Origin of the sequence: Bacteroides sp. CACC 737, assembly GCF_013874375.1 — a bacterium.
GTDB classification, from domain to species: Bacteria; Bacteroidota; Bacteroidia; order Bacteroidales; family Bacteroidaceae; genus Bacteroides; species Bacteroides uniformis.
Window position 1 is genome coordinate 860,220 of sequence record NZ_CP059408.1, and the last position, 15,214, is coordinate 875,433.

At 46.4% G+C, this 15,214-nt stretch carries 13 protein-coding genes; 6 read left to right on the plus strand and 7 right to left on the minus strand.

Features of this window, described 5'->3' with window-relative positions:
* The first annotated feature begins 2 nt into the window (after positions 1 to 2).
* Together H1A11_RS03655 and H1A11_RS03660 are read left to right on the plus strand one after the other, a co-directional pair.
* The gene (locus H1A11_RS03655) at positions 3 to 3,113 is read left to right on the plus strand and encodes an efflux RND transporter permease subunit (protein WP_181757733.1); all 3,111 of its coding nucleotides are present in this window, start codon (positions 3 to 5) and stop codon (positions 3,111 to 3,113) included.
* 17 nt (positions 3,114 to 3,130) lie between these two features.
* Positions 3,131 to 4,507: an efflux transporter outer membrane subunit gene (locus H1A11_RS03660; protein ID WP_117600941.1), complete on the plus strand. Its 1,377-nt coding sequence runs from the start codon at positions 3,131 to 3,133 to the stop codon at positions 4,505 to 4,507.
* Between the two features lie 81 nt (positions 4,508 to 4,588).
* On the opposite strand, the gene H1A11_RS03665 is transcribed toward H1A11_RS03660, so the two are convergent.
* Positions 4,589 to 5,095: a cold-shock protein gene (locus H1A11_RS03665; RefSeq protein ID WP_119961975.1), complete on the minus strand. Its 507-nt coding sequence runs from the start codon at positions 5,093 to 5,095 to the stop codon at positions 4,589 to 4,591.
* Positions 5,096 to 5,174: 79 nt separating this feature from the next.
* Positions 5,175 to 5,480 carry an RNA-binding protein gene (locus tag H1A11_RS03670; protein WP_117600939.1) on the minus strand — a complete coding sequence of 102 codons (306 nt, stop codon included), beginning with the start codon at positions 5,478 to 5,480 and terminating at the stop codon, positions 5,175 to 5,177.
* A gap of 307 nt (positions 5,481 to 5,787) precedes the next feature.
* On the opposite strand from H1A11_RS03670, the gene H1A11_RS03675 reads away from it, so the two are divergent.
* Both H1A11_RS03675 and H1A11_RS03680 read left to right on the plus strand, forming a co-directional pair.
* Entirely contained in the window at positions 5,788 to 7,434 is a 1,647-nt protein-coding gene (locus H1A11_RS03675) for a diphosphate--fructose-6-phosphate 1-phosphotransferase (RefSeq protein WP_174646139.1), read from the plus strand.
* Between the two features lie 69 nt (positions 7,435 to 7,503).
* Positions 7,504 to 8,376 carry a glycoside hydrolase family 25 protein gene (locus H1A11_RS03680; protein ID WP_181757734.1) on the plus strand — a complete coding sequence of 291 codons (873 nt, stop codon included), beginning with the start codon at positions 7,504 to 7,506 and terminating at the stop codon, positions 8,374 to 8,376.
* Between the two features lie 54 nt (positions 8,377 to 8,430).
* On the opposite strand, the gene prmA is transcribed toward H1A11_RS03680, so the two are convergent.
* The gene (prmA, locus tag H1A11_RS03685) at positions 8,431 to 9,273 is read right to left on the minus strand and encodes a 50S ribosomal protein L11 methyltransferase (RefSeq protein ID WP_181757735.1); all 843 of its coding nucleotides are present in this window, start codon (positions 9,271 to 9,273) and stop codon (positions 8,431 to 8,433) included.
* A gap of 281 nt (positions 9,274 to 9,554) precedes the next feature.
* On the opposite strand from prmA, the gene H1A11_RS03690 reads away from it, so the two are divergent.
* Together H1A11_RS03690 and H1A11_RS03695 are read left to right on the plus strand one after the other, a co-directional pair.
* Entirely contained in the window at positions 9,555 to 10,931 is a 1,377-nt protein-coding gene (locus H1A11_RS03690; protein ID WP_181757736.1) for a hypothetical protein, read from the plus strand.
* Positions 10,932 to 10,967: 36 nt separating this feature from the next.
* A complete protein-coding gene (locus tag H1A11_RS03695) occupies positions 10,968 to 12,629 on the plus strand; it encodes an OmpP1/FadL family transporter (RefSeq protein WP_181757737.1) in 1,662 nt (553 codons plus the stop codon).
* A gap of 111 nt (positions 12,630 to 12,740) precedes the next feature.
* Here the strand turns inward: H1A11_RS03695 and H1A11_RS03700 are convergent, their stop codons facing one another.
* The 4 genes from H1A11_RS03700 to H1A11_RS03715 are packed head-to-tail and all read right to left on the minus strand — an operon-like array spanning position 12,741 to position 15,129.
* Positions 12,741 to 13,646, minus strand: coding sequence for an outer membrane beta-barrel protein (locus tag H1A11_RS03700; RefSeq protein ID WP_181757738.1), 906 nt, complete (start codon positions 13,644 to 13,646; stop codon positions 12,741 to 12,743).
* Positions 13,647 to 13,666: 20 nt separating this feature from the next.
* On the minus strand, positions 13,667 to 14,137 hold the full coding sequence (locus H1A11_RS03705) for a DUF4252 domain-containing protein (RefSeq protein ID WP_181757739.1): 471 nt from the start codon (positions 14,135 to 14,137) through the stop codon (positions 13,667 to 13,669).
* 12 nt (positions 14,138 to 14,149) lie between these two features.
* A complete protein-coding gene (locus H1A11_RS03710) occupies positions 14,150 to 14,608 on the minus strand; it encodes a hypothetical protein (RefSeq protein WP_181757740.1) in 459 nt (152 codons plus the stop codon).
* A complete protein-coding gene (locus H1A11_RS03715; protein ID WP_181757741.1) occupies positions 14,605 to 15,129 on the minus strand; it encodes an RNA polymerase sigma factor in 525 nt (174 codons plus the stop codon). Before H1A11_RS03715 ends, H1A11_RS03710 begins: the two co-directional genes overlap by 4 nt.
* Between the last annotated feature and the right edge of the window lie 85 nt (positions 15,130 to 15,214).

A 15,214-nucleotide genomic window follows, 5' to 3' on the forward strand; every position in this document is an offset into this window, starting at 1 on the left:
TTATGAAAGTAAGTTTCTTTATAGACCGCCCGGTATTCTCGGCGGTGATATCGATTGTGATTGTAATTGTCGGTATCATTGGCCTGACCATGCTGCCGGTAGACCAATATCCACAGATAACGCCTCCAGTAGTGAAAATCAGTGCTTCCTATCCGGGAGCTAGTGCATTGACTGTTTCGCAGGCGGTGGCAACCCCTATCGAGCAGGAGATAAACGGTACTCCCGGTATGCTATATATGGAGTCCAACAGTTCCAATTCTGGAGGATTTTCGGCTACGGTCACTTTCGACGTGTCTGCCGATCCGGATTTGGCTGCCGTAGAAATACAGAATCGTGTGAAACTGGCGGAGAGCCGTTTGCCGGCCGAAGTGATTCAAAACGGTATTTCTGTGGAAAAGCAGGCTCCCAGCCAGTTGATGACCATCTGTCTGACTTCCAGTGACCCGAAGTTCGACGAAATTTATTTGAGTAACTTTGCTACTATCAATGTACTCGACTTGTTGCGCCGTATCCCCGGTGTTGGACGTGTTTCCAACATTGGCAGTCGCTACTATGCCATGCAGATATGGGCGTTGCCCGACAAACTTGCCAACTTCGGACTGACGGTGCAGGATTTGCAGAATGCCCTGAAGGACCAGAACCGTGAGTCTGCTGCGGGTGTTTTGGGACAACAGCCGGTGAATGGGCTCGACATTACTATCCCTATCACTACCCAGGGACGCTTAAGTTCGGTAAAGCAGTTTGAGGATATTGTGGTCCGTGCCAATGCCAACGGTTCCATTATTCGTCTGCGCGATGTGGCTCGTGTTTCATTGGAAGCATCTTCATATAGTACGGAGAGTGGAATCAACGGTGAGAATGCTGCTGTTCTCGGTATTTATATGCTTCCCGGGGCCAATGCAATGGAAGTTGCAAAAAGCGTGAAGGCTGCTATGGGGGAAATCAGTGCAAATTTCCCTGAGGGGATGAGTTATGAGATTCCCTTCGACATGACGACTTATATTTCCGAATCCATTCACGAGGTATACAAGACGTTGTTCGAAGCGCTGATTCTGGTGGTACTGGTCGTATTTCTTTCCTTGCAAAGTTGGCGTGCGACGGTGATACCGATTGTTGCGGTACCTATTTCCCTGATTGGTACCTTCGGTTTCATGCTTATTTTCGGTTTCTCTCTGAACATACTGACTTTGCTTGGATTGATTCTCGCTATCGGTATTGTGGTGGATGATGCCATTGTGGTGGTGGAGAACGTAGAGCATCTTATGGAGACGGAGAAATTGAGCCCGTATGAAGCTACCAAAAAGGCGATGAACGGATTGGCAAGTGCCTTGATTGCTACATCATTGGTGCTCTGTGCCGTATTTGTACCGGTAAGTTTCTTGAGTGGAATCACCGGACAGTTATACCGTCAGTTTACCATTACTATCGCCGTTTCTGTGTTGCTTTCTACGGTAGTGGCCCTGACACTTAGTCCCGTCATGTGCTCGCTCATATTGAAACCCGACAATGGAAAGAAAAAGAACATAGTTTTCCGCAAAATCAATGAATGGCTGAACTTGGGCAATCACAAATATGTGGCTGTCATTAATCGGGTCATCAAGAATCCCCGCCGCTTAATGAGTGCGTTCGGGCTGGTACTGGTTGCTATTTTCATTATCCACCGGTTGGTGCCTACCAGCTTCCTGCCGGTAGAAGACCAGGGCTATTTTAAGATAGAGTTGGAGTTGCCGGAAGGTGCTACTTTGGAGCGAACCCGTGTGGTGACGGATCGTGCTGTGCAATACTTGGAGAAGAATCCCTATGTGGCCTATGTGCAGAACGTGACAGGTAGCAGTCCCCGTGTGGGTAGTAACCAGGCGCGCAGTGAGCTGACGGTTATCCTGAAACCGTGGGAAGAACGTAAGGGAATTTCCATCGATAAGATAATGGAGAATGTGGAGAAGGATTTGAAGGAATATCCCGAATGCAGGGTTTATCTTTCCACGCCTCCGGTCATTCCGGGATTGGGTACTTCGGGAGGTTTCGAAATGCAGCTTGAGGCGCGTGGAGAAGCAACGTTTGACAACCTGGTGCAGGCGGCAGATACACTGATGTATTATGCCCAGAAACATAAGGAGCTGACGGGGCTTTCATCATCCTTGCAGTCTGAAATACCGCAGCTTTATTTTGATGTGGACCGTGATAAGGTGAAAATGCTGGGTGTGCCCCTGGCGGATGTATTCTCTACCATGAAGGCTTATACCGGTTCTGTATATGTGAATGACTTCAATATGTTCAACCGTATATATAAGGTGTATATTCAGGCTGAGGCTCCTTATCGTGAGCATAAGGATAATATCAACTTGTTCTTTGTAAAGGCAAAGGACGGAGCGATGGTGCCGCTTACTTCCTTGGGAAATGCCTCTTATACCACCGGTCCGGGCAGTATCAAGCGTTTCAATATGTTTACTACTGCCGTCATCCGCGGTTCTGCGGCACAAGGTTACAGTTCCGGTCAGGCAATGGAGATTATGGAGCAGATTGCGCGTGACCACTTGCCAGACAATATTGGTCTGGAGTGGAGTGGCCTTTCCTATCAGGAAAAGAAAGCGGGAGGACAGACGGGCCTTGTGCTTACGCTGGTATTCCTTTTCGTATTCCTCTTTTTGGCTGCGCAATATGAAAGTTGGACGGTGCCTATCGCTGTATTGCTTTCACTGCCGGTTGCCGCTTTGGGTGCCTATCTGGGCGTTGTGATATGCGGATTGGAGAATGATATTTATTTTCAGATTGGCTTGGTGATGCTGGTGGGACTTGCGGCAAAGAATGCCATTTTGATTGTGGAGTTTGCCAAGGTGCAGGTCGACAAGGGAGGAGACTTGATACAGTCTGCCATCCATGCTGCCCAACTCCGTTTCCGCCCTATTCTGATGACTTCCCTCGCTTTTGTATTGGGAATGCTTCCTATGGTATTGGCAAGCGGACCTGGCTCGGCAAGCCGTCAGGCCATCGGTACGGGTGTTTTCTTCGGAATGATATTTGCCATTGTATTCGGTATTGTGCTTGTACCGTTCTTCTTTGTCCTGGTATACAAGACAAAAGCAAAAGTGCAGCATAAGATTAAGAAAGACTGATTTTAAAGACAACATTTATGAAAAGAAAGAACATATATATTATTTTGTTGCTGAGTATGTTTGCCCTTACCTCATGCAAGGTGGGCAAGAGCTATGTGCGTCCGGAGATGGCATTGCCAGATAGCCTGGCACAGCAGCAGGATAGCATGAGCATAGCCGATGAACAGTGGCAGGCGGTTTATACGGACAGCACGCTGCGTGGTTTGATAGACCGTGCTCTGGAATATAACAAAGACATGCTGATCGCAGCTTCCCGTGTCAAGGAGATGGCTGCCCAAAAACGTATCAGTGTTGCCAACCTTCTGCCGCAGCTCACCGGAAAAGTGGAGGCTGAGCGTGAGGTGGAGAATTACGGTGGTCATAGCCGTGATGTAGGCAATTCTTACGAAGCCAAGGCATTGCTCTCTTGGGAACTGGACCTTTGGGGAAACTTGAGATGGAAGAAGGTGGCTGCTGTGGCCGAATATCTGCAAAGTGTGGAGGCGCAGCGTGCGTTGCGCATGACTATCGTTGCGGAAGTGGCGCAGGCGTATTATGAGCTGGTAGCCCTTGATACGGAACTGGAGATTGTACGCCAGACACAAAAGGCGCGCGAAGAGGGAGTGCGCTTGGCCCGTATTCGTTTTGAAGGCGGGCTGACCTCGGAGACCTCTTATCAGCAGGCTCAAGTGGAGTTAGCCCGTACGGCTACGCTTGTTCCGGATTTGGAGCGCCGTATCTCTCTGAAAGAAAATGATATCTCTTTCCTTGTGGGGGAATTTCCTACCCGTATCAAGCGTGTCAATTTTCTGCAGGAACTGGATGTGCCGGAGTCCTTACCGGTAGGTCTGCCTTCGGATTTGTTGGAACGTCGCCCCGATGTCCGTGCGGCAGAGCAGCAGTTGAAGGCTGAACATGCCAAAGTGAAAGTTGCTTATACCAATATGTTCCCCCGTCTGGCCCTGACCGGACAATTTGGATTGGAAAGTGATGTGTTGTCCAATTTTCTGGAATCCCCCTATTCCTTATTGAATGGGGCGGTCTTGGCACCGCTTTTCGGTTGGGGAAAGAACCGTGCTGCACTGAAAGCGCAGAAGGCTTCTTTTGAAGCCGAAGTGCATAGTTATGAAAAGACTGTGCTGAATGCTTTTAAGGAAGCGAAGAATGCCATTGTGGATTTCAATAAGATAAAGGAGGTCTACCAACTGCGTGCCAAACTTGAACGCTCTGCCAAGGGATATGTGGATTTGGCACAGTTGCAATACATCAACGGCGTCATCAATTATATGGATGTGCTCGACGCCCAGCGTGGTTATTTTGATGCCCAAATAGGGGTAAGCAATGCCATCCGCGACGAACTTATTGCCATGGTAAATGTCTATAAGGCATTGGGGGGCGGCTGGCAAACCGAATGACGTGTGATTAAAGAAAACTGTAAGGGCGTGTATATACTATCAAATATTTCGGTACATACACGCCCTTTTTCTATAATTGGCTTATTTCATCTGGGATTCTGTATTTAGAGTCTCCTTGTCTTCTTTCTTTTTCTTTGCCTTTTCTACTTCAAGAGCTACGTTTACGGCATTCATGCCTTTAAGGCCACGTTCAAGGTCGAACGTCACAATATTGCCTTCTGTTATATCTGTCAGCACATTATTAATGTGGAAAAAGTATTTTTCGACTCCGGATAAGTCCTTGATGAAGCCGAAGCCTTTCGATTCATTGAAAAATTCGATACGTCCTCTGCGGATGACCGGTTCTTCCTTGTCTTTTTTGGGAGTTGATATGACGATTTCTTCCAGCTTTATTTCTTCTTTAGGAGTGTTTTCTGCCGGAGGAGTAGAGGTTATCATGCCGTTTTCGTCAACATAGGCAATCATATCTTCAAAGCTGCTCGCTTTGTTGGATAGCTTTTTTTCTTCTTTCTTTTTCTGTTTTTCAGCCCGTCGGGCGAGTCTTTTCTTCTCATTTTCACGCTTGTCTGCGGAGATGGATTTGGCCATGTATTTTTATTTTTTTAGTTATAAAAAAAGCAGGGGGCATTGCTACAACACCTCCTGCTTCTGTCAGTAGTTAAGAATATTAATATCTTCTAGAGTTGTAACCGCCTCTTCTGTCGCGATTGCCGCCATTGGAAGGTCTTTCTTCGCGGGGGCGTGCCACGTTTACCGAGATTTGTTTGTGGTCAAATTCAGCACCGTTCAATTCGTCAATGGCTTTCTGGCCTGCTGTATCGTCCGGCATTTCTACGAAACCAAAACCTCTGGATCTTCTTGTTTCTCTGTCTGTAATGATTCTTGCAGAAGAAACTTCTCCGTACTCTGAAAATAAATCGTTTAAGTCAGCGTCTGTTGTGCTGAAATTTAAACCTGAAATGTAAATGTTCATTTGAAATTTTAATTAATTGTAATTATTAAATTGGAGTATGGAGAATAATTATGGAAGAGACCGCCTAATAATAGTTGTATATTAAAAGAAGAACAATGCGATAACGACTCGTAACTCAAACTTTGCGACAAAGATAACACAATAAATCAGTTAATTGCTTTCTTCTCCTTTTTATTTTAGGATAAAAAACGATAAATGTCATTTTATACATTATTTCGGCTTCTCGTTTGCATATCTTACGAAAAAAAGCGAAATTTGCGACGCTTTTAAACGGAACTTTACTAACACCTTTAAATAATTAAGAGAAATGACTAAAAGTGCATTGCAAATTGCAAGGGCTGCCTATCAGCCCAAACTTCCGAAAGCGCTGAAAGGAACTGTTAAGGCTGCAGAAGGCGCAGCTACTCAGTCTGTTGCTGACCAGGAAGAAATCAAGAAATTGTTCCCCAACACGTACGGAATGCCTTTGATTAAGTTTGAAACTACCGATGAGGCGGTTAACTTCCCCGCAATGAACGTGGGTGTTATCCTTTCCGGTGGACAGGCTCCCGGCGGCCACAATGTGATTTCCGGTATTTTCGACGGTATCAAGAAGCTGAACAAAGACAGCAAATTGTATGGCTTTATTCTGGGTCCTGGCGGCTTGGTTGACCATAATTATATGGAACTGACTGCTGACATCATTGATGAATACCGCAATACGGGTGGTTTTGACATCATCGGTTCGGGCCGTACAAAGCTGGAAAAGGAAGAACAGTTTGAGAAAGGTTATGAAATCCTGAAGGAACTCGGCATCAAGGCACTGGTAATCATCGGTGGCGATGACTCCAACACCAATGCTTGCGTACTGGCTGAATACTATGCTGCCAAGAATTATGGTGTGCAGGTAATCGGTTGTCCCAAGACCATCGACGGTGACTTGAAGAATGATATGATTGAAACTTCTTTCGGTTTCGATACAGCTTGCAAGACTTACTCTGAAGTAATCGGCAACATCCAACGTGACTGTAATTCTGCCCGTAAATACTGGCACTTTATCAAGTTGATGGGACGTTCTGCTTCTCATATTGCTTTGGAATGTGCATTGCAGGTACAGCCCAATATGTGTATCATCTCTGAAGAGGTTGAAGCGAAGGATATGTCTTTGGACGATATTGTGACCAACATTGCCAAGGTCGTTGCCGAACGTGCAGCCCAGGGTAACAACTTCGGTACGGTTCTTATCCCCGAAGGATTGGTTGAATTCATCCCGGCCATGAAGCGTCTGATTGCTGAGTTGAACGACTTCCTTGCTGCCAATGCAGAAGAGTTTGCTCAAATTAAGAAATCTCACCAACGCGATTATATCATCCGTAAACTTTCTCCGGAGAATGCGGCCATCTACGCAAGCTTGCCCGAAGGCGTGGCTCGCCAGTTGTCTCTGGACCGCGACCCGCACGGAAACGTACAGGTATCTCTGATTGAAACAGAAAAGTTGCTGTCCGAAATGGTTGGCACTAAGCTGGCTCAGTGGAAAGAAGAGGGCAAGTTCGTAGGCAAGTTTGCTGCACAGCACCACTTCTTCGGTTACGAAGGACGTTGCGCTGCTCCGTCTAACTTCGACGCTGACTACTGCTACTCTTTGGGTTATGCAGCATCTGCATTGATTGCTAACGGAAAGACCGGTTACATGTCTTCTGTACGCAACACGACTGCTCCTGCCGAAGAATGGATTGCAGGCGGTGTGCCCATCACTATGATGATGAACATGGAACGTCGCCACGGTGAAATGAAGCCGGTTATCCAGAAGGCTCTGGTGAAGCTGGACGGTGCTCCGTTCAAGGCATTCGCGGCTCAGCGCGACCGTTGGGCTATGGAAACAGACTATGTTTATCCGGGTCCTATCCAGTACTTCGGTCCGACAGAAGTTTGCGACCAGGCTACGAAAACTTTGCAGCTGGAGCAGGCTAAATAAGTTGACGCATCAACAAGTTGACAATAAAACGGAGGGGCGGTTCATTCCGCCCTTTCTTTTCATTTACTCATGGCAACCAAGACCTCCACAAATACCCGGCGTAAAACTACTGCCGCACGTCGTTCTTCCTCTCCGCGGAGCAAGAAGAAAACGCAGCCGCGTACCATGCCCGTATGGTTGCGCAATCTTTTGGCGGTCTGTATCATTCTTGTTTTTTCTACCGGCTTTTACTGGTTTTTCATTCGTCCTTATGCTTATCGCTGGAAGCCTTGTTATGGCCAGAAAGGTTACGGTGTATGTATGCCTTGCAACTATGAGGTGCATGGCATAGACATATCCCACTATCAGGGAAAGATAGATTGGGAACTCTTGACACATAATAGAGAAGCCAAATTTCCCATTCACTTTATTTTTCTGAAAGCTACCGAAGGCGGCGATCATGGTGACGATACGTTTACGCAGAACTTCGGTCAAGCGCGTAAATACGGTTTTATCCGTGGTGCCTATCATTATTTTATCCCTAAGACCGATGCCCACAAGCAAGCCGATTTCTTTATCCGTACCGTGCAGCTGGCAAAGGGAGACCTGCCTCCCGTACTCGATGTGGAGACTACCGGCAAGCAGTCACCGCAGGAACTTAAAGCGGCAGTCAAGACTTGGCTGGATAGGGTAGAAGCGCATTACGGCGTAAAGCCCATTCTTTATACTTCCTATAAATTCAAGAAACGCTATCTCAGCGATTCCATTTTCAATGCTTATCCTTATTGGATAGCCCATTATTATGTAGATTCCGTGCGCTATGAGGGCAAGTGGCACTTTTGGCAGCACACCGATGTAGGCACTGTGCCCGGTATCGAAGAAGAGGTGGATTTGAACGTCTTTAATGGTACGATGGAGGAACTTTTGGAGCTTACGTTGAAAACTCCTTGTATAGAACGCTAAAGGTCAACTTTAGCTTCCTGATATTGACCTTTAGCTTCTTAGTATAGACCTTTATTATTTCTGGAATTTCACCGCTGCCCATCGGTTCTTCTCACGGTGGTGGACAAAGTGCAGCCCGTTGCGTTCGGCTTCTTCGCGGATGACGGGAATGTCATCTATGTAGAAACCGCTCATCAACAGCTCCGCACCGGGATTCATGCGGGCTATGTAGTGCTTCATATCTGCCAGGAGGATATTACGGTTGATGTTGGCGATAACCATATCAAACGGACCTTTGCTTTCCAGAAAGGAGGCATCACCTTGGGATACTGTAATGTTATCCACTCCATTCAATTCTATATTTTCGAGGGAGTTGCGCACGCACCATTCATCTATGTCGATAGCTGTACAAGGAGAGGCTCCACGCATGCGTGCCAGTATGGCAAGGATGGAAGTTCCGCAACCCATATCGAGCAGTGATTTGCCTTGCAGGTCACTGTCCAGCAGTTCGCCGATGATGAGGCTGGTGGTCTCGTGGTGTCCCGTGCCGAATGCCATCTGCGGATTGATGACGATGTCATATTCAGCTTGGGGAACATCATTGTGGAAAGTGCTGTGGATGACACAGCGGTCTCCGATGACGATGGGCTGGAAGAAGTTCTTTTCCCATTCTTCGTTCCAGTCTTTATCTTCGGCTTCCACATAACTGTATTCTATTTGTGTGTCGGGCAGGGGAAAGTCGGCAAGTGCCTCTTTGAGGACGGTTTCGCTATAAAGTTCTTTCTGTATGTAAGCGGTGATGCCGTGGGCCTGCTCGACAAAACTTTCAAAGCCGGCTTCGCCCAAGACGCCGGAAAGTACATCGTTGACTATTTCTGTACACGGAACGGTGCGGAATGTAAATTCTAAATATTTCATCGGAATATGATTGTTTGTTAAATACAGAATATGATTCTTAGAAGCAAACCTGTTTCTGCGTATATTTGTTTATCTTTTTGCAAAGATAATGCAAACCGGGGGTAGAATAAAACGAACGTGCTCTTTTTTTATCCGGCAGGGCCTTTGATTTATTGAATGATAGGGTATTTAGGGAATTCCCTATAAATCTTTGGGGAAAATCTGCTGTATGGGATAAAATCCGGCGTTATCTTTGTGACGTGAAGAAATAGATAAACGTAAAATCCATAAACCAAACTAATATGAAAAAGATTGTTTTTTTATCGCTTTTTGCCTTGTGCCTCCCATGGACACTGGTGGCACAAAGTATAGATGACGACCTGTACTACACTCCTTCCAAGAATAAGGAAGAGAAAAAAGAAGAAGTGAAGCGGGAGAAGAAAGTAGCTGCTCCCGTAGAAGAGATTGTAGTAAAGTCGAATGCGCCGACCACTATTTATTCATCGCCGGGAAGCACTACTGTTGTAGTAAAAGACCGTAAGGGGAAAATCCGCGATGTGGACGAATATAACCGTCGTTACGATTCCCGCGACAATGATTTCGTGATGGAGAACGATACCCTTTACATCAATGAAAAAGAAGATGACGGCCTGGACGGCGAATGGGTGAACGGTGAGTTCGAGGGTTCGCAGGATGATTACGAGTATGCTACCCGTATTATCCGTTTCCGCAATCCCCGTTATGCCATCAGCATCAGCAGCCCACTGTATTGGGATGTGGTCTATGGTTTGAATTCCTGGGATTGGAACGTGTACACCGATGGTCTGTATGCATACGCTTTCCCGACATTTACCAATCGTTTGTGGTGGGACTGGCGCTATAACTCTTATGGTTGGGGCGGCTATCCTTACTATGGCTGGGGATGGAACAGCTGGTACGGTCCGAGTTGGAGTTTCAGCTGGGGCGGCTGGTACGGCGGTGGTTGGTGGGGACACCATCATCATTACCACCACCACCACTATTATCCTGGATGGTATCATGGAGGCAGTGGCCATTGGGGAAATGCATATACCAATAGACGTTCTTATGGTTCGAGCCGTTCCTCTTATGCCGGAAACAGAGTATCGTCCTCTACTTCCCGCCGTTCTTCTGCTGTAAATGGAGGGCAGGCTGTACGTCGTAGCAGTACTGCTTCCGGTCAAGTGAGACGTAGCAGTACCGGTACGTCAACCCGTCGGGTGGTAGGTACAAGAAGTTCGTCTACAGTTCGTTCAAGTTCTTCTGCAACTCGCTCAAGTGTAAACCGTTCGAGTGCGGCTTCTACCCGCCGTTCCACTTACACCCGTCCAAGCAGTACGCGTAGTAGCTCATATAATAGTAGCGTAGAAGGAGTTCGTAGCAGTCGTTCTTCCGGTGTACGCTCTTCTGTTGGAACTTCCACTCGTAGCAGGACTTCATCGACTTATAACAGAGGTTCAAGCGCCGCACCGGCACGCAGCTACTCCAATGACAACAATCGTAGTAGCAGTCGTTCGTATTCTGCTCCAGTACGTTCATCCAGTAGCACCCGTTCTTCTTCCAGCTTCTCTTCAGGCAGTAGCTCACGTTCCAGTTACTCCAGTGGTGGTGGCGGTGGTGCCAGTCGTTCCAGTGGCGGCGGTGGTTCCAGAAGACGGTAAGTATAAGTATGTTTTAATCTAACAAGACTAAGAATTATGAAGAAGATAACCATGATAGCCCTTGCTATGTTTACAGCTGTAGGCGCAGGGGCACAGACAATATATGATGCAACGAATATTGCACAGAAGGAATTGAATGGAACCGCCCGTTTTGTCGGAATGGGCGGAGCTATGGGAGCATTGGGTGGTGATATTTCTACCATAGGAACCAATCCTGCCGGTATCGGTATTTATCGTAGCAATGATGCTATGCTTACCTTTGGCTATTCAATGACGGGTACAGAAAGCAATTATGTAGGCAATAAATTTGAAATGAATAAAAGTCGCTGGAGTTTTGATAATGCCGGCTTTGTGATAGCTTCGAAGATAGGTAATCATACTCCTTTGCGATATGTGAATTTCGGTTTCAATTATCATAAGTCGAAGTCGTTCTATAAGAATATGACGATGCAGGGGTTGATGGGAAGCATAGATAATCAATATGTATCTCAAGTGCGTAGTATGGCACAACAGGCTACGGATGCAGCTTATGCGTTCTATCATCGTCCTCAATATGATTATCCGGATCAAGGAGATTATTTGGACTATGGTCGCAAGGATATTTATCAACATAATTATGCTGGATGGCTGGGGACTATGGGGTATCAAGGTGCACTTGTTCTTGAAGATATAGAAAGTGAGGACTATAATACTTATCTTCCTTATATTCCTTCCGAAGCGGATGCTTATTTCTTGTCTCGTGAGCGTGGCGGTGTTGACCAGTATGACTTCAATGTTTCATTCAATGTAAATGACCGCTTCTACTTTGGCGTTACTCTTGGAGCCTATGATGTGGATTACAACAAATATTCTCTCTATGATGAAATGTATGCCTATACATTGGAAGGAGACACACATGTTTATGATGACGAAGGTTATTCCTTGGAGAGCTTTAATCGTATACATGGTTCGGGTTTCGACTTTAAATTCGGCGCCATTTTCCGGCCAATTGAAGATTCTCCGCTTCGTATAGGTTTAGCTGTGCATACTCCTATCTATTACAAACTGACTTATACTACGGGGGCATTGCTGACTTCGGATTTGTATTTGCCTGATAATGCAGGGAATGAACATCTTACCCGTACAACTGTAGATACTTATTCTGCATTGGGCGGTAGAGACATGGATCGTGATTTTAAGCTGCAAACTCCGTGGGTGTTTAACGCCAGTTTGGGCTATACGGTAGGTAATTATCTGGCTTTAGGAGCTGAATACGAATATGAGGATTACTCAAGCATGAAGTTCAAATATCCTGAAGGTGATGAGATGGCATGGGAAACGGGTGAGGCTGACCTCTGCATGAAGGGGGTAAGTACGCTTCGTTTAGGAGCAGAATACAAGCCGATACCTGCTTTCTCTTTGCGTGCCGGTTACAATTACAGTACTGCAGCCTATAAAAAGGATGCTATTAAGGCATTGCCTTCCAATTCTATAAATACAGATACGGATTTTGCCAATAGCAAATCGATGAATACTTTCACTTTAGGTATCGGTTATCGCTTTTCTTCGTTTTATGCGGATTTGGCTTATAAATTCGATACTTATAAATCTGATTTCTATCCGTTTTATAATGATATAAATGGCTTGGTAACACCGCCAACAACGGAAGTTACCAACACTCGCAGTAAAGTGCTATTTACATTGGGCATGCGTTTTTAGAAGAACAATTTTCATTGCAGATAACCTTTCATTGTCAATACCTTAGGGTATAAAAGAACTCCCCGGAATGTACAAATACATTTCGGGGAGTCTTGTGTTATAGAGGAGGGGTTACAGATACCATGCCACGCCAAATGAATAGGGAGATACTTCCGGTCCCTTGTCTTTCTGGAATAATCCGTATGTGGAGTAGCGCAGGTAAATGCCGATATTACCATAACCGGCTTGTGCCAGCAGGTTTATGCCGACGGGCTGCACATACATACCTTTGCCTACGGTTTTCTTCTTGCCTCCATTGATGTGTGAGAATGATTTTACACCGTGGCGTATCTCAAATTCGGGACCGGCATTGAAGAACACTTTGTTTCTTCCCACTCTTTGCTGCCATTCCATCAATAAGGGTACGCGGAAGAAGAAATGGCGCAGACGGCTTTTGCTGTAGCTGGTCTCTTCATTTCCTGCGGTGAAAATACTGGTTCCATTTTCCTTTAGTAAAGCATAGTTACCGTCGATATTGAAAGAACGGTATCCCCAGCTGACTCCCAGGTTGATTCCCCAATGCGGATTCTTCTTGAAGTTGTGATATACGGAGAGGATGTTGAAGCCGAATTCCCATGACTTGGATAAGTCGAGTCCCATCTTGTCGCTTGCTCCGAAGGAGAGGAAGTCGTCAGCCAGCCGGCTGTAGCCGATGAATAGACCGGAACAGTGCGGTTCGTAAGCATTGTACCTTCTCTTTTGGGGGATGAATGGCAGGGCATCGAGGAAAGTACGCTTGTCTGCATCCACCTTCTCGAGATAGACTCCTTCGTAGATTTGCACTTCTTTTTTCTCGCCGTCTTCCAACTGCTCTTCGTACACCTTGATGCGCATGTCTCCTTTTCCTTTCCGGATGATGATGGAGTCTCCTTGTGTCTGTACTGTAGCTTTCTGTTCAGGGTCAGTCTGTTGTTGTGCTGCCATGCGGCCGGCCGGCACAGCAAGCAGGCAGGCCAAAATCATAATTCTGGTTTTCATATCGTATAGTGTTTTTAGTGTTATTCCGATTTGTAGAGCATATCCATCATTTCCTTTTCACTGAGCAGTCCCTCTATGTAAATCAAAGTGCCCATGGAGTCTTTTCCTATCTTGAAAATGATGTAGCGGTTCAGCTTCTTTCCATTGCGTTCCACCTCTTTCAGTTGGTAATAAGCGCTGCGCAGCACACCGCTTTCCATTACCTCCTGCGCCTTCTTTGCGTTATCTTGCTTGTCGTGTACAATGGCCTGCTGAATTTCCCGGCGATAGGGGGATACATTCTTGAACACAAGGCTCTTGTAGGTAGTCATGCGGTAAGATTTCAGGATACTGCCGTTCAGTTCTACCCTGGTCACGTCCTTTTGCTCGCCATACTTGCTGAATAGGTCGGCTATTTGCAGTCTCTCTTGTGCATGTACAAAGGCTGGCAGGCAAATCAGCAGGGAAAAGAGGCACAGACTACGTATGCAAATCAGTATAGATATTTTCATAACCTTGTTATATTAGTGTTGAAACAGTAAGTTGCTTAAATCTTCATCTGTGAAGCTGGCATTCTGCAGGGCTTCCAGTGCTTTGGCTTCCACCAGTTTCTCGTCTGTATACCGCTGGCCGTCGATGACGACATAATTTTCGGGAACACCGGAAAGCGGAAATATAATCTTGGCTACCCCAAGAAGCAGGAGCAATCCGGCGGCAATGCCGCTGACAGCATAGAATGTGCGATAGAGACGGGAAGGCTTCCGCTGTGTGGGTACTTCCTTTGCCGATTCTGTTGTTACGGATTTTTCCTCTGTCGGTTCCGCCATTGAAGTTGCTTCCCGGTTCAGATAAGCGAATAGGGGGCGGTACATTTGCAGGTGCTCCGGCACTTCCTCTTCTGTAAAGAAACGGCGCAGTTCACGTTCTTCTTCGCAGGAGGTTTCCCCTTCGAAATATTTATCCAGCAGTTCATCTATCTTCATGGTTCCTTTCTCCTTTCTTTTCTTTTTTGTATGGTTCGCAGGTAAACGTCTCTCACTTTCTTCCGGGCTCTTGACAGATTGCTGCGGATGGCTTCCGGTCCGCATCCCGTGATTTCGGCGATTTCGTCCGTTTCGTATCCTTCGATGTCCTTCATCTGCATGATGGTGCGTTGAAGATTGGGCAGCGAGTGGATGATTTCGTGCATCAAGCGGATTTCATCTTTGATTTCCAACAGCCGTTCCGGTGTTCCGGTGGGGGATGCCGCCTGCACAATGTCGAGAGATAGGTTGTCGTTGCGTTTGCAGCGCCACATATCTATACAGATGTTGTGCGTCAACGTCATGGCAAATGCTTCGATGTTCCGGTATTGCTCCAATTCAAGCCTTTTGTTCCATAGCCTGAGCAGCACCTCCTGGACAGCATCTTCTGCATCCTCCGGTTCGTCGGTCAACTTCCGTGCGTAGTTCAGTAGCTTGGCACGGAGGGGAAGAACGGTTATTTTGAATTCTTTGAGTTCCATTTACACAGATAAGACGAATGGGAAATACAAACGTGACATTGAAAAGTGAAAAAAGTTAGAATAAAAAAAGGGACTTACTAAAATT